At 58.0% G+C, this 15,639-nt stretch carries 9 protein-coding genes; 1 reads left to right on the top strand and 8 read right to left on the bottom strand.

Going from position 1 to position 15,639, the window contains the following annotated elements; all coding sequences use genetic code 11:
• Nucleotides 1-172: 172 nt before the first annotated feature.
• On the top strand, nucleotides 173-850 hold the full coding sequence (locus GXM19_RS04195; RefSeq protein ID WP_006235460.1) for a DUF3800 domain-containing protein: 678 nt from the start codon (nucleotides 173-175) through the stop codon (nucleotides 848-850).
• A gap of 7 nt (nucleotides 851-857) precedes the next feature.
• On the opposite strand, the gene GXM19_RS04200 is transcribed toward GXM19_RS04195, so the two are convergent.
• The 8 genes from GXM19_RS04200 to brxC form a co-directional block, all read right to left on the bottom strand.
• Nucleotides 858-1,070, bottom strand: a complete 213-nt coding sequence (locus tag GXM19_RS04200) for a hypothetical protein (protein WP_006235459.1) — start codon at nucleotides 1,068-1,070, stop codon at nucleotides 858-860.
• Between the two features lie 27 nt (nucleotides 1,071-1,097).
• Nucleotides 1,098-2,462 (bottom strand): hypothetical protein, encoded by a 1,365-nt coding sequence (locus GXM19_RS04205; protein ID WP_006235458.1) that lies wholly within the window; start codon nucleotides 2,460-2,462, stop codon nucleotides 1,098-1,100.
• Between the two features lie 76 nt (nucleotides 2,463-2,538).
• Nucleotides 2,539-4,905 carry a protease Lon-related BREX system protein BrxL gene (gene brxL / locus GXM19_RS04210; protein ID WP_006235457.1) on the bottom strand — a complete coding sequence of 789 codons (2,367 nt, stop codon included), beginning with the start codon at nucleotides 4,903-4,905 and terminating at the stop codon, nucleotides 2,539-2,541.
• Between the two features lie 11 nt (nucleotides 4,906-4,916).
• The gene (gene pglZ / locus GXM19_RS04215) at nucleotides 4,917-7,625 is read right to left on the bottom strand and encodes a BREX-1 system phosphatase PglZ type A (RefSeq protein ID WP_006235456.1); all 2,709 of its coding nucleotides are present in this window, start codon (nucleotides 7,623-7,625) and stop codon (nucleotides 4,917-4,919) included.
• Between the two features lie 23 nt (nucleotides 7,626-7,648).
• Nucleotides 7,649-8,617 (bottom strand): BREX-1 system adenine-specific DNA-methyltransferase PglX, encoded by a 969-nt coding sequence (locus tag GXM19_RS04220; protein ID WP_006235455.1) that lies wholly within the window; start codon nucleotides 8,615-8,617, stop codon nucleotides 7,649-7,651.
• A 121-nt stretch (nucleotides 8,618-8,738) separates the two neighbouring features.
• On the bottom strand, nucleotides 8,739-9,395 hold the full coding sequence (locus GXM19_RS04225) for a hypothetical protein (protein ID WP_147293052.1): 657 nt from the start codon (nucleotides 9,393-9,395) through the stop codon (nucleotides 8,739-8,741).
• Nucleotides 9,396-9,404: 9 nt separating this feature from the next.
• Nucleotides 9,405-11,897 carry a BREX-1 system adenine-specific DNA-methyltransferase PglX gene (gene pglX / locus GXM19_RS04230; RefSeq protein WP_006235453.1) on the bottom strand — a complete coding sequence of 831 codons (2,493 nt, stop codon included), beginning with the start codon at nucleotides 11,895-11,897 and terminating at the stop codon, nucleotides 9,405-9,407.
• Between the two features lie 66 nt (nucleotides 11,898-11,963).
• Nucleotides 11,964-15,626 (bottom strand): BREX system P-loop protein BrxC, encoded by a 3,663-nt coding sequence (gene brxC / locus GXM19_RS04235; protein ID WP_006235452.1) that lies wholly within the window; start codon nucleotides 15,624-15,626, stop codon nucleotides 11,964-11,966.
• Nucleotides 15,627-15,639: the final 13 nt, after the last annotated feature.

Consider the following 15,639-nt stretch of genomic DNA (forward strand, 5'->3'; position numbering starts at 1 on the left):
GCGGCTAAGGACTTTTCGCAGGTAGTTTGACGAACATATGTTTGCTTATTATAATATTACTTGAAAGCACCCCTTATCTCATGGTATAAAGAATACGGTTCCCTCCAAAAGAGGGGCCTCCAAGAGCCGGGGTCTTACCCCCGGCATTTTTTTGCAAAAATGGAGGCCCATCATGAGCGAACTCTCCGTCTTTGTTGACGAATCTGGCGACCTCGGAGGCGTCTCCAACTACTACCTCGTCACCCTCGTTTTTCACGATCAAAACGATGCAATCGTTGAACGCATTGACCGCTACGAGCGCGCCCTGTCGCAGTCCTCGCTTCCCAATACGCCTTTTCATGCAGGACCCCTACTGAATGGAAACGGCGACTACAAAGATCTTCCCAAGGAGCAGCGAAGGCACATGTTGAGCGCATTTCGCGCGTTCATTCAGCATCTCCCCATACGCTATCTCTGTCTGCAATACCGAATGAGCGAATTCGCCGGCAATCAAAACGGTCTCGCGGAGAGAATGAGGCGAGACCTCACAGTTGAGCTTTTCGACCATCTGAAAGTCTTCCAGCGATACGACACCGTTAAGATTTACTACGACAACGGCCAACCGATTGTAACGGAGGTCATTCATTCTGCGCTTGAGTACGTTCTAGCAAGGGATGTCATCGTATACCGAGAAGCCACACCACGAGCCTACCGGCTATTCCAAGTTGCTGACTACATCTGTACGATCGAGCTAACGGCTATCAAGTTTGACAGCAAGGAAGATACAAAGACTGATCGGCTATTTTTTGGAACCCGAAGGACGTTCAAAAAGGGATTTCTCTTATATCTCAGGAAGAAAAGGATGAACTGACCCGGGGTCACCAGTCGTCAGACGCTCCGCAGTCGTCGTCGACGGCAAGGTCTCGGAGGTCGAGGCCTTCGCGTTCGGCTTGGGCTAGGAGCTCTTGGGGCGACTCGTCCTCGATATCCACTACGTCGAGCATGGCGGCCGGAAAGCCCACGCCGGCTGCACTCCCCGCGCGGCCGAGCAGGCTCTCGCGCAGCTGGTCTACATCAACTTCGATTTTCATGGTGAAACCTCCCGCCAAACCAGGCCCTTACTCGTCAGCGCCAAGCACTTCCACGGCAGCAACAAAAGCCGCCACTTGCTTGTCGTCCATCTGCGTGGCCAGGCGCCCCACGGGCTCATCGTAGGCATACTGAACCTTATCGATAAAGCAGTCCCAAGCGCGCTCGTCCACACGAACGGCGGTCTCGCAATACTGGCTGAGCTTTTTGAGTCCATACCAAAACGCATTCACATGACGCGCGGGGTCCTCATCCAGCACACCATCGTAGCGACGCCCATTAAACTCACGCATGCGCGCCACGGTAACCTCGAGCGAGTCGCCGCCCTCGGCCGAAGCCTCATCCACAAGCTCGGGAATCGGAACCTCGCGCCGAACATCATGCCTGGTAGCGCCGTCGTACTCACCCACCAACACATCTTCGTCAAGCCGAGAATCGTAGTCAAAATAGCTCAAGCCACTACAGATCCCATGCGGCGAGCCCGTGCCAAACGCACAGAACAACCCACCGTCGATAACAACACGACGGTAGGTCTCAAACGACTTCTTAACCTGAGCGAGCAACTCGGAAAGCTCCCCGGCATCGCACGCCGTCTCGCACGCAACGCACACAGACTCGGGCAACGATACCGGCTCCACCGTGCTCCCCGCAACGCGGGCGGCACGCTCGGCCCGATACGCCTGCGCCGCCAAGCGCGCTCGCTGCGCAGCGCCGCGCACGTTGGTAAGTTCACGCTCCAACGCCACATCACCAGCTACATCGCCAGCAAAATCGCCCGTAAACCCGTCAGCGCCCTGCGACCCCGTCGCACTCAGCTCAGATTCAAACGTCGCTGTGATCATGCCCGCAAGGTCCGTCGCATCGGCGGCACAACGCAGCTGCTCCAGCTGCGTACACAGCAGATCGGCATCCAGGGGCACGGCATCCACAACGCGCACGTCACTCAGGCGCGCCACGCCCTGCAGCACTAAAGCCCCCGCGGCATCGTACGCGGCACAAACCCTGTCCGCAGTATTGGCCCGCAGCTTTACCTCGATAAACGAAAGCGTCTGCTCCAGGCGCGTCAGCAATTCGGCCTTGTCCTCCATGCGCAAGAAGGCAGCATAGCGACGCTCCATCTTCAGCGGACCCACAACGCCCGCCTGTTTGCGAGCGCGCGCAAGGGCCGCACCCTCAACACGGCGCACGTACGTATCAACAGCCCGCACGGCAGACTCGCGTGCAGCGCGCTCGGCGGTCTCGACGCCCCTAAGCACACCCAGTAGCTCGCGGGAGCGTGCCTTGGGCACCAACTCCCCGCGATCGTACTGCTCAAGCGCCGTCTGACGCTTGGTTACCGATTCAAAGCCAAACAGCTCGTCGAGCAGCTCACCAACAGAACGCTCGTCCGCCATGGCAGGCCTCCCTACTCGAACACGCCAACATGCTCGCAGGGCGCCCGAACACCGAACGCCCCGCTCGCCCGCACCCCTACAGATCCAGCGCCTTCTTCGCGGCGTCGACGGGATCGCCATCCATGTAGAACACCGGGCTCAGCCCCGAGATAATCTCGGACGAAACACTCTGCAGGCCCGCGATGGCGCTCAGCGGCAAAATCACGCGCTTGGCGCCGGCGTTTTTGGCCACGCGCATAATGTCCTCGAGCCCGCGGATCTCGTCCATAGAGCCCGACATGCGCAAGATTCCCGGAATCGCCAGCGCGGGCATCACCGGGCGGTTGCACGCCGCGGAGCAAAGTCCCACAAACTCGGCGAGCGAAACCTCCTCGGACAGCCCCTTGCTCTGCAGGTCGTTGTAGAACAGCAGGTAATCCTTGGAGCCAATGTGCATGCCCGGCGCCACGCGGTTCGCCAGATTCACAAAGTTGTCGAACGCGGCCTCCAGCGTATCGCGCACCGGCTTGTTAAAGGCCACGCCCTCGTGCTTAAACTTGCACTCGCCGGCAACGGCCTTGTTCTCAAGCTTGTACACGGCAACCTCGCCGCCCTGCGACCTGCCCACGCCAAACACGTGGCCGGACAGCAGCGGCCCGTCGGGAATCAGCGTGTCCTCGCTCTGCTCGGGCACGCGCACCACGTGCACGTCCTGCGGGTTGTCGGCATCCATATAGCCCAGGTTGACGTCGATAAACTCGACGCCCGCCATAATCTTGAGCTGCTCCTTTACGCGGCGACGGCCCTCGATGGCGTAATCCAACAGCCAGCGCACGTCGTCCTTGTCCATGGCCTCGTCGGGGAACAGCAGCTTGGCAAGGCCGCTAAAGGTCTTGCGCACGGCGATCTCGTCACGCTTGTTAAAGTCACTGTTAAAGCGGAAATACCGGTCGATATGGTGCGTAAAGTCTTTGCGGCGCATCTCCTTGCAAAACTCCGACAGGCAGTCGGTAATCAGGCCATAATGCCCGGTCAGCAGGCTCGAGCGCATCTTGGGAATCTCCCAGCCCGGCAGGTAGTAATGGATACGGTCGAAGAAGGCCGAATCGTTGTTAAACTCCGGCGGGAACGGATCAAACAGGTGCGTGGTCTTAAGGACATTTTGCACGGTGTCGTTGATGTTGCCCTCAAAGACCATGGAGGCGTCGGCGTTAATCTGGTCGCGGCCGCGTGCGTAACTGCCGCTCGCCATGTAGTCCTTCATGATCTGCACGGCGTTGGTGTCCTTAAACCGCATGCCGGCGACCTCGTCGAACGTCACGCAATCCCAGTGGCCCACCAGGCCCACGCGATCGGCGCGCATGGAGTTCATACGGCCGAACAGGTTGGCCGTGGTGGTCTGACCGCCCGAAAGCAAGATGGCGTAAGGCGAGACCTCTTTGTAGATATGGCTCTTGCCGGTGCCGCGGGGACCCAATTCGCACAGGTTGTAGTTGCGCTCGATAAGCGGCACCATGCGCTCGATAAAGTGGAGGCGCTCTTTCTCGGAAAGCTCGCTGGGTTCGTAGCCAGCCGAGCGCAGCAGCATATTGAGCCACTCGTCGCGCGTAAAGTACTGGCGCTCGTCGATCATGGCATCCAGGTCCAGATTGGGCATCTGAATGGGCGTGAGCGACGCCACGCTAAACGGAGAGTCCTCGGGTCCGCGCTTTTTGCGCTTGGCCTTGGAGCGGCGCGGCGCATCGTCGCCAAAGACCTCCATGCCAAACTCGTCTTCCTCATCCACGGGATGACGATACTCGATGCTCATAATGCACCAAATGCCGCCCTGCAGAATCTTGGAATAGTCGCGCACGTACTCGGCCGGCATCACAAACGGCTCGATGGTCAGGTTGGCAAACGACGCCACGTAGATATCTTTGTACTCGTCGAGCTTGGCCGTCACCTTGTCGATGATGGTAAAACGACCCAGCTCGCGGATCTTGGACTTAATGCGCTCGGACTCGTCGGGGCGCACGTAGTTATCGGTAAGAATCCTGCGAATGCGGTCAAGGCCCTCCGCCACGGCTTCCTCGTCATCGGTTGAGCAGTACATGCCCAGCAGGTACTCCAGCACAAAGGTTGGCACGTTGGCGCCACGCTTCATAAGGGCCGTCAGGTCCTTACGCACGATCTTGCCAGCAAAGTGCTCAAGCAGCTTGCCGTCAAGGCCATCCATATCGTAGCCGTCGTCCTCGGGGGCCTCGGCCGCGGCCTGGTCATAGCCATCGGTCGAGGATTCGTCCTTGGTGGTCGCCGCAGCCTCAACGGGCGCGGCAGCAACCGGCTCCGGGGCAGGCGCAACAGCCTCAGTCGCCGGGGCCTCCGCAGCAGGCGCGGCCTCCGCAGGCACCACACCCTCCACCGGCACATCCACATCAATCGAGGGAACTTCCCACAGATTGTCGTCATTGCTATCAAACATAGGGCACACTCCTAAAAACCAAAGTCAGCAACAGGGGCAAACGAAACAGCGATGGTATACGTCTCGCGCCAAACGATCTTGCCCGTCTCGCGCTCGCGGCAGACCAGATAGTACGGGCCCTTGGCCGAGAATCCATCCGCCGCATGCAACGCAAACTTGGCATGCACCACGCGCTCCTGCGAGTTAACAGAAGTCTTGTTGGCATGCGCCTTGACCGTATCGCTCACCTCGTTGCCGCTTGCATCGGTAAACACCAGCTCGTACTCGCACGGCAAGACCTTGCCTTGGACAGGTTCTTCCTGGATTAAGTTGACCGAGAAAAGCGAGTTGGTCACTCGGCGTCCCTCACTTAGTACGCGCAGTGTCGCTGCGCGCGTGTCGACAAAGTCCTTGGAACCCGAGCGTGCACGCCAAAATCCGATAACGGGCACGCAGAGCTCCTGCAGGCTCATGCCGCCGTGGACGTAGTTGTTAGTGCCGCCGGGACGCTTGAAGTGCACGTTCTCGCGCGGGGCAAACCCCTCAAATCCGGCTCCCAAACGTCCCATGTCAACATTAACAAACACCCCACACGCCTCATCCGAAAGTTTGAGTACGGCCTCGTTGGGCACCACCAGATGACGTTTGCCGTGCATGACGGGAGCATCAAGGACGGGAAGGTCTGGCTTGCCGAGCATCTGGCACTCGTTGAGCTCCCGACGCGTGTAGATAAAGCCGTGGTCCGCCGTTATAACAACACGTGCGCCCGGGGCGTCGGTGCACACACGGCGCGCCAACGTGGCAAGTTCCTCCACAGTGTCCGCGCAGGCATCGAAGACGTCATCCTGCGTAGCGGCCTTCTCGCCCGTGGCATCGATCTTGTTGTGGTAGAGGTAGACGAGTCTTGAGTCCTTGAGCAGTACCTTGCGCTCGGTTCCCGCCATGTTGAGGTATGCGCTCGAGCGTAAAGCGCGGGCCGTGGGCTCAACGTGGGCGAGCACGGCCTCGCGCTGCGGAGTCGTCGCAGTGGGCATGCCGTCAGCCAACACAAATGGGCCATCTGCTGCAAGCTCAAGCGCTTGGTGCGGCAGCAGCGCGGGCATACCCACCTCGGTAATGGAGGGAAAGACCGCCTGCATGCTAGAGACCTTGACGTTGCCGCCGCGCTCGCGCTCGAGCAACGCCGCAACGTCACGAGCCACCTCATAGCGCAGCGCGTCGCTCACAATAACGACCGTCGTTTTGGCAGAGCCCACAAAGGTGGGCAGCATATGCCAGTAGAACTCATCCTGCCGTGAGGGACCTTCGATGTAGCCGCAATCGGCCCACTCCCCCTGCGCAGCGGCCGCCCAACAGGCATTGGCGTCGGCCAAGAACCAGTTGCTGTAGAGATTCTCCGCCCAGTCCGCCACAGAGCGGGCAGGCTCCTCGAGCGCATCACACTCGACGGAGCGCGCCCGCAGATACGCGGTGCACATATGGCGATAAGCAGCGTCCATGGCATACCAATCGGACGTGTAGGCATCCCACACCTGCTGGGGTTGCGCCAGATGGAACCCGCCCGCGTGCGCCTGCCTAAACGCACACATATCGGCCACAGCGGCAAGCAGGTCAAAATAGCTCTCGACACGACGGTACCAGCTCAGGTCGCAACGGCGCGCCACAAAGGCACGTGCGTCCTCAACGCGGTCCGCGCCCTGGGCAAACGAACTGAACAGCTGCGAGAGCACGGCCTCGTTGACGCACGGGAACACGTCAAGCGAGGCCAGCGCATCGATTGGCAGAGTCTCGAACCGCGCAAAGAGCCCACGGGCATCCTCCACCAAACGACAGATCTCAAATAGGTCCTCGCTCGATGCCTGGGTATCGGCGGCCTGGTCCCACGTGCGCACCGCCTCAAGGCAATAGGGGCCGTAGGCGGGAGCCACATAGCTTTCGAGCCCCTTGAGCGCTCCCTCGGGAAGCGCGGTTGATGCCGCCGTAAGGAGCACATGGGATGCAAGCATAAGCAATGAGTCACGCTCGTAAAGCGGCCCATCAAACCCATAGCAACGCACAATGAAGGCAGAGAGGGCATCGCGCACGCAGTACTTGTCCGCCAACTCAGCCAGCGCCTCGGGACCCTCGTGCAGCAACATGGTCATACAGCCACGCAGCACAAACGCGGGGCGCGCGTCACCAGGCTCTTTACCGCCAAAAATCACCGTAAGGATGCCGAGTTCGATATCGGATGCGCCCGAGGCATGCGGAACACACGCGGCAAACTTAGCGCAGCGGGTCTTGGCATCAAAGAACGTCTTGTGCTCGCGCAGGCTCTCGCGCACGGCGTCGATATTCTCGATGCCCAGCTGATCGGCCAAAAGCGAAAGATAGTCAGCCTGGAACTGATCGGCATACAGCTCAACATCGGCAAGCCAATCACCCTCAAGCCTGCCGCGCGGGCAACGGCGATACAGCAAGATATCGCTCGCAAGGTCATCGCGGTTGATGAGCTTCTTGACGGCAAACATACGGCCCTCGCAGGCCTCAACAAAGCGCACCGGGCGCTCAAAGTCACCGTGAGCAGACATTACGCCGGCATCGGCCCCCACGCCGTCGAAACCCTCGGCAGCCAATCGCTCAAACTCAGGAGCAAACTCGCCGTCCGCATCGTGCCAAACCACAACACGGCGCGGCGCGCATGAGGACAACGGCTGCAAAAATCGCAGCTTGAGCTGTTCTTCTACATCGATCTTGGGCATGAATATCCTTACCGTATCTGCAGTTACTTAATCTTCGCCAGCACATCCTGAAACTTGGCGTAGTTGACCTTGACACCGTCATCCAGATCGATCTTAATCATCTGGTCTGCCAAGTGGTGCAGTTTCTCCTCGTAGGCAATGGTCTCTTTGAGCTGGTCGTTGAGCTTTTTGATGCGCTTATCCAAGCGCACGCGCTCGCCGCGCTCGGCACTGACAAGGGCATCGTTGGCATACCCGATCTGGGCACGGTAGCGCTCCTGCTGCTCATGCACATAGTCGGTGCGGATGCGAGCCAACAGGTCAGGCTGGTAGCGATGCATGTAAACAAGGCACTTGAAGCCGTTCTTCTTGCCGCTGTCGAACAGCCAGTAGATGGGGCGCTTCTTATAGGTCTGGCAGTGGTCCTTATAGAAGTCCTTCAAAAAGCAGGTGCGAATCACCTCGCGCGAGGTGCCCTTGCCGCCGAGCGCCTCGGCAATAAAGGCCAGGTTCCGTTCGAGTGTCTCCTCGCCGTACACGGTGCGCACAAAGTCGATAAAGTAACGCACGATGTCGTCGTCAAAGTACTCGTCGTCGGTGATGGGCAGCACGTTGTCGGCATCGGGCATAAAGGTCACATGGGCGGGATCGGGCATCTTGGCCAGATAGTCGTCGACCGTGGTGCCCTGATCGGCCAGGACCAGGCCATCCACATCCAGCGAATAGCGGCCAAACATGCAGCCCACGGCATAGCTTAGGAGCGAGGTGATCTCATCGCGCTTAGTGCGCACGTATTTGTTGCCCTTATAGCTCTCGGGGATCTCATCGGCGGTATCAAAGATGCGCGCCACCGAAACGTACTTATCCTCGACCTCGATGGGCACCTCCCCCTCCATGTTGTAGATCTTGGCAAAGATTCGGTTGAGCTCTTCCTCGTTAGCGCGAAGCTGCTCAAAGCGAGCATTGACCTCGGCCTTGCGAGCCTCGTATTTATCTTGAAGTAAAGTGGCCATGACAGACCGCCCTTTCTTTGTTGAAAAGTGCGGCTATGCAAATTTAAAATTTGCACTAGCCAGCTAAACAATTAACAGATTTAAATTCTTTACGGATTAAAGCGCGTCGTTTATTAATTCCCTAGTGTTTGTTGCTCTTTCTATGAATGAGCTTTTCAAATTCGCCTCTGCCAGCGTCCTTAAAATAAAAACGAGCGTCAATATCAATCGCCTTTATCCAGTCGGTAAACGCCTTTTGAGGCAGAAGCATCATGGCAGTCGTTTTTCCACTTGAACCACCAGCTTTATCCTCGAGAAGCATCATTCCATTAGGGAAGTAATACGTACACCCATGTGCAAGTGAATTGCGGATATGAGTTAGTAAAGTCATTCCTTTACCTGAGTCTTTAGGTTCGGGACCCTTGCGACCAGAGATTGTATAAGGTTGAATACAGAGGACCCTCGGACTAACGATATCAATCGGAGCTTCAATCTCTTGTTTAACTCCATCAGCCGACTTTTGATTTACAGTTGTTTTAAATCCATATTCCTCAATCACATCTCCAAGATTATCAGCCATAAGTAATTCACGCTTCCCGGAAGGCACCCCTTCATACTCAAGAAGAGTATCGAATGGCAATTGTTTCAATCCATAATCAGAGGCGGTTCTTCTTTGAGAGGCAGAGTTAGCTACAGATTTAGTCACAAAGAAATCCCAAATAGAAGAAATCTCATCCGGAGTCCAATAGCTAGATTCATGCAGAGACATATGAAATGAAGATATACAGGCTTTGTCCATAACCAGCACCTACACCAAAGGGTTATGTTTGAAATCCCAAGAGGTTTCAAACGAATCCCAATCGGTTTTTGATAGTTCGCGGCACGAGTCGACCATGTCGTTGACCAACGGCTCCTGTTCCTTGTTCTGAATGATCGGGTAGGTTGCGATTTGGCCTACCTCGAAATTAAGCGTCGGCGAGAGCATGCTTGCGACACGCATAATCACGGAGCTGTTACAAGCTCCCTGGAGATACTTGAGTGACTCCTCGTCGCTAAAAACGCTCGTGCCCGCCACATCAAAGATATGCCCAGCAGGCTTAAAACGAAACGCAATAGACCCGCTCGAGATTTTTGACCATGTAATCGAAGGCATAAAAAAACAGTCGGGATTTCGAATCACCGAACCCGCGAACTCTCGAACTAGGTGGCCATTGCTCTCCCAATTGATAACGCATTCATTATTACCGTACCATTTACGAAAATCGCCTCCCTTGTTGTAGGGGAACCATTTGCAAGCGTTTTCAATCGACTCTTGAATAGATCCACAGGAATAGACGCTCTTGCAATCATCGACTTCCCACCACTCGCGAACGAAACGAGCGTTCTCGCCAGTAGCAAGCCCTTGGCGCGGCTTGCCATACTCACTGAGCTGTTTTGCGTTTCCAAACGCATCCAGAAGAGCGTCACTGGCCCAGTAGGCTATGGGGGTGCCGGGGATTTGCTTGAAGGTGCCGGCGTCGCAGCGGTAGAACCAGCCGCAATCGGGGTTTTGGATGGCCTCGACCAGTTTGAGCCTCTTGGCCTCAGAGCCGTTGATATCAACAAGGCGCACATAGGCGCCCTCGGCGTCCGAATGCTGGTTGTAGATCACGTCAGCTGTAACGTTGACGACCTCGCCGCCGATAGCATCAAACGCGCGAGGTCCCAGATGGGCCATGGAAACGATTGTCTTGTTGTCGATAACCTTGGCGCGCATCTTCTCAAAGCTGCCCAGGAACATCCAACTCTGCATGGTAACCATTGCGGCGTAGCCCTTATCCTCGACAAGGTTAAAACCGCGCTCGATAAAGCACGTGCAGAGGTCGCTCTTCACGTCGGGGTAGTTCTTCTTGATCCACTTGCTCATGAATGGATTAAAGCTGCTGCTGCCCATATACGGAGGATTCGCCACGACGCAGATAAAACGACGGGACAGTTTCTCGCAAATGGCGACGGCGCTTTCGAGCTTAGTTTTGGTCGCAGAAGCAAAAAGGTCATCGGAACAACTCGCGGCGGCAGCCTTGAGCTCGTCGATCTCGTCCTCTGAGGGATTGAGCAGCGAACCGATCTCGCCCAAATGACTCAGCTCCTCGGCGAGCTTCTTGTTACCCGGCAGCTCGTCCTCCCCTAGCGGGATGCTCGAGAGCACGGTAACGTCGGCGCGAACGCCCCGCCCAAAGAAGCGACGGTCGTGCTCGCGGGCGCACATGGCAAGCGCCAGCTCCGCGATCTGTGCCGCGCGGGAATCGATTTCCATACCTGCAAGGTTTTTAGTAAGAATGAGCTCGGGAATCTCGCGCTCACGATAGCCGCGCTCCTCGTACATATGGAAGAGCAGCTCAAACGCATAGACCAAGATATGGCCCGAGCCGCATGCGGGGTCGCAGAGGGTTATCTCCTCGGGACTCGAAATGCGAATGAAGTCCTCGTGCTCAGCATCGGGCTCGATGTAATACTCCATGCGCTCGCGTAGCGAACTCCCCGGATTGTTGAGCATCCACAGACGGCCGAGCGAGTTCTCGACCATATAGCGCACAATCCACTCGGGGGTGAAGAGCTGCGTGGCGGGCGCGATGTCCGCCGCCGCTGCCTTGCGCTTGGACTTGAAGAACTCGTCTTTAACGTCGGCATTGTAGTACTGATACATCCAGCCCAGAACGGTCACGCCCTCGCGCCAGTCCTCGTCAGTGAGGACGGCATTGAGTTTGCCCACCACGCTGTCAGCCATCATGAGGCCCTGGGGCAACAGCAGCTCCATGGCTCCGCCCACGCGTTCAAAGACGCCCGGCAGGCAATCGGCAAGCTCCTCGCACTGAGCAACAAACAGGTAGCGCCACAACGGTTCATCCAAGCCCGCCATCTTGAGCTCGGCTATGCGATCGGTATCGGCCGTCGTTATTTCCACGTCCAGTGCGTTCTCCACGGCCTCGCTGCCATGGCTGCCGTCCGCACGACTTAGCATGCGCATACGGCTGGGAAGCCATCCGTATGCATCCATGAAGCGAATGGCCACGATGCGGTTGAACCAGGTGTAGGCCGCACGGTCGCGCAGCGCCTCGTGACCCACCTCTGCCTGCATGCGCAGCAGTTCGTCGCGTTGCTCAATCTCAGCCGGACTTAGGGGCAGGCTGTTGACGGTCTCGGACCCAGCGGGCGCAGGTGCAGGTTCGGTGATGCCGTAGCGCACCATCTGCGCCTCAACGCCTTTGATGAGCTCCGTGCGGGCCCAGGTGCAGAAGCTCTTAAGAGCAGAATCGTTCATGGTTGATGAGCCTTTCTAAACGCCATAAGCAACCGGCGCACGTTTTGGCGCCGGTTGCCCCGCGGGTTAGTTGATACGGATCTCGTCGTTTGCAGCGAGTGCCTGCATAAGGCGGGAGCGCAAGTCATCCACATAGCGCTCCACGTCCTCTGCGGACAAGAGACGACTCGGCTTGGCCAGATCGGCGCGGCGCACGGTCTTGATCTTGCGCTGGGGCTTGGGCGCGGGCACGGGAGCAGACGATGCGGCGCCCTTGTTGGAGACCTTCTTGACCACCTCACCCGTACTCGTGACCTCAGTGGTGCGGCGCTCGTTGTCCATGCGCATGCGGGCCGCATCCACGGCGTCGTATATCTTGTTGGTTGCAGCAACGATCCAGTTGCCCCAGTTAGTCGCGGCAACACTCAGCTCGTTGAGGCTTTGAGCACTGTGGGCACGGTTTTTGAACGACTCGTATTTGGCGGCGGCTTCTGCTATGGCATCCTTGGCTTGATTGACAAAGCCCTTTTGACTCTCAGCCTGTGCCTGCAGGTCTTGCAGATCGCTCTCGATGCGGCACAAAAACTCATTGCGGCGGATGCCCAGCAGCTTTTTTATGTCGTCCTCAACGGGATCCATAAGCGGCTGCAGGTCTTTAATGCGGCCATAGGGCTTGGGATCTTTGAGGATCTCGCGCACCTTTGCCACGTTCTCCACCGCGTTGGGAATGTCATCGGAGACATACTCAATACCCTCGGTGCGACTCAAGAAATCCTTGGCGTGATCAAACGCCGTTCGTTGGTTGGACTCGAAGAACTCAACCACCCTGTCAAAGTCTTCCTTGGCATCGAGCAGGCGGTCCTCGTGCTTGGTGAAGGTGGTCAAGAATGCCTCGGACTCGCTCTGGTCCTTAAGGATGTCGGCGACCTCCGAGCGCATCTTCTCGCACTCGTCCTCACCGGGATACGGGTAGGCTGGTTTGATGCCCGTGTAGTAGTCGCGTGCCATGGCGAGGCACGCCTCGCGCAAGTCCTCAAGGCGCGCTTTAAGCTCGGCCACGAGCTTATCCTCGTTGGAGGGCACGGTGCCAAGCTCAAACAGGTCACGCATAAGCTCGCCCGTATCGCACAGCAAACGGTCACTCATGCGCATACGCAAGCGCACCTGGGCTTTATCGGCATCCTTGCGCAGGAGTGCCACCATGCGGCTATCGTTGGCTTGAACCGTTTGACCGCCAAACAGCACCTGCGCGCGCTGCTCCACCACAAGCTGCGCCACCACATTTGCGATATCGACCTCGCGCCAGCCAAAGGGTCTTTGCTGGTACTGGCGCTGGATATCGCCCATAGCGGTATCCAGGTGGCGCTGGTGCTGAACTTTGAGGTAGTCCTCGACCTCCTTGAGCGCACGCATGTTGCCCGCGTCCATGCCAGCGAGCCCAGCTTGAACGTTGCCCGCCAGAGTGGAGCGGATATCGGAATCGCTCGTGACCGGCGCGCCGATATAGTCGGCCTTTTCAAAGACCACATCGCACAGCTGCGCCAGCACCTGCTCAAAAACCTGGGCGGGTTTGGCCGCGCGGACCTCAACCATGCGGCCGTTGACCGCGCAACGTGCATGGAGCACGGCCTCGCTCAAAAGGGTATCGGCCTCCTTCTCGTTATAAGCCGCCTCGCGCATCTTGGACTCGACGATCTGGCGCGTACTCGGCTGAAGCTCCTGGAGATTTCGCGTCTTGGCGTACTTGCGGATCTTGGCGGCGTTGACGAGCGTCTCCCAATAATCCGCCTCGTCGCTCAAGGCCACGATGGCTTTGCCCGAAGAAGCCAAGGCCAGCTCGGTATCGTCCGCACGGCCCAGGTCGCTCGCCATAGTCGCCACGTAAAGCTCCATGCCGCCCATGCTGGTACCGTGGATTGAGCCGTCCACATAGCGGTCAAACGGAAAGTCGTTGGCCCCGCGGTTGAGTTTGCGCGCGGTGTAGATGCTGTCGAACAGGCGCTTTTTGATAGACTCGATCACCTGCGCGTTATCGATCGGGGTGCGTGCGATCTCCTGCGCTATCTCCTGCTCCTCGTCGGTGAGGAAGCTATAGGTATCGCCCTGGCGTGCCACGTAGTTCTCGCGCTCCAGGCGGGCAAGGGACTCCTTGACGCGGTCCTTGAGGGCGCGCATGTCCACGTCGAGGCCGTCGATCATGAAGATGGAGATGTTCTCGGCCGTGGCCTTAACGTAGCCGATGTAACGAATCAGGTACAGGAGCTTGAGCACCTGAACGTCGTAGGGTTCAAGGCCCTCTGCGTCCTCGGCCGCACGGACCGCGCGGTCGACCACCTGGATGATGCCGTGCTCAAGGTCTTTGGAGATAGTATCGAAGAAGCGCCAGAACGGCACGAGCGCACCGGTCTGGTCATGCTGGATGGCCTGAGCGCTCTCCTGGAACGCGCTCAGCATGGAGCGCTCGCCCGTTGACATGTGCTTGGCCTTGACACCGTGCTTGCGCACCTCGGTCATCACGTCGGGCAGGAGCTTAAACTGGTAGCCCACAAACGGGTAGCTGGCCACAAAATCCTTGGAGTTGGCGTAGCCGGCAAGGTCGGAGCGCGAGCCACCCTCAAAGGTAAAGTTGTTTTTAAGCACGGCGGCGTCTTGCTCGTAGACCTGTGCAAGCATATCGGCCACCGGCGCGGTCTTCTCGAGCACACGGCGCTGGATGACCTCGTCCACGCTGGAGCTGGAGAGCGAAAGTCGGGTATTGAAACGGCCTTGGATCTTTGAAAAGTCGTTGCCCACGGGCAGGCTCAGGTTGTCGATGGCCTCCTGGCTCGTGACCATCACCCACACGCGGCCACCGCAGGCGGCACCCAACTCCTCGACGATGGTCTGAAGGCTCAGCATAAGGCTTGGGTCCTGGTCGTTTGTAATAAACTGACCCACCTCGTCGACCATAAAGAGCAAACGGAAGTTGCCGCCGTGGGCCGCTGCCTGAGCGTCCACGTAGTCCTTGACCTTTTTGGCAAAGACATCAGGGGCCAAAACCTCGTCCTCAGAACCCTCGAGCCAGTTCCATGCGGCCTTTTCGCTCATGCCGAGCACGCTCTGCAGCACCTCGACGACGTCGTCCTCAAAGTAGCTGTAGGTATCGCGGGTCTGGAGCCAGGACTCGCCGTTGACGCGCTCAAAGGCCTCGCGGAACTCCTGGGTCTTGCCCAGGGAATCGATGTATTCCTCGAGCTTTGCAAGCTTGAGGTCCTCGCCGTAGAAGCCGCGCGCCTCGTAGAACATGCGCTCAAAGCCGCGAAGCAGCGCCGTGGGAGCCGTATCACCCTGCTTCCACTGGCCCGCCTTGCTATCGATGTTAAAGAGGATGGCCTGCGTGGACACCGAGCAGGCGCGCTCCATGGCAGCCTCGACCATGGGGTCGACGATCTTGCCGTCAAAGTAGCGGATGGCGCTCTTGCCGCCGATCTGGCGATTCTCGAGCAGGTAGCTCAGCATCTTGAGGAAGTGCGATTTACCAGAACCGAAGAAACCACTGATCCACACGCCGATCTTGTCGGTGGACACATCGATGGCATCGCCGTAGGCCTTGAAGAACGTGGCAAAATGCCTCTGCAACTCGCGCGTCACCACGTACTCGTCAAGCTCCTGGCGGATGGACCCATCTTTTGAATCCTGGACCTTGACCACGCCGTTGATGGAGCGGTTGATGTCTTTAGCAAAGAGGTCGCGAATGATCGTGTTGTCCATGGATGCTCCTTTG

This window comes from Collinsella aerofaciens ATCC 25986, assembly GCF_010509075.1.
GTDB classification, from domain to species: Bacteria; Actinomycetota; Coriobacteriia; order Coriobacteriales; family Coriobacteriaceae; genus Collinsella; species Collinsella aerofaciens.

Coding starts and splice junctions, on each gene's coding strand:
- GXM19_RS04195 (WP_006235460.1), top strand. CDS start 173: ATGAGCGAACTCTCCGTCTTTGTTGACGAATCTGGCGACCTCGGAGGC.
- GXM19_RS04200 (WP_006235459.1), bottom strand. CDS start 1,070: ATGAAAATCGAAGTTGATGTAGACCAGCTGCGCGAGAGCCTGCTCGGC.
- GXM19_RS04205 (WP_006235458.1), bottom strand. CDS start 2,462: ATGGCGGACGAGCGTTCTGTTGGTGAGCTGCTCGACGAGCTGTTTGGC.
- brxL (WP_006235457.1), bottom strand. CDS start 4,905: ATGTTTGATAGCAATGACGACAATCTGTGGGAAGTTCCCTCGATTGAT.
- pglZ (WP_006235456.1), bottom strand. CDS start 7,625: ATGCCCAAGATCGATGTAGAAGAACAGCTCAAGCTGCGATTTTTGCAG.
- GXM19_RS04220 (WP_006235455.1), bottom strand. CDS start 8,617: ATGGCCACTTTACTTCAAGATAAATACGAGGCTCGCAAGGCCGAGGTC.
- GXM19_RS04225 (WP_147293052.1), bottom strand. CDS start 9,395: ATGGACAAAGCCTGTATATCTTCATTTCATATGTCTCTGCATGAATCT.
- pglX (WP_006235453.1), bottom strand. CDS start 11,897: ATGAACGATTCTGCTCTTAAGAGCTTCTGCACCTGGGCCCGCACGGAG.
- brxC (WP_006235452.1), bottom strand. CDS start 15,626: ATGGACAACACGATCATTCGCGACCTCTTTGCTAAAGACATCAACCGC.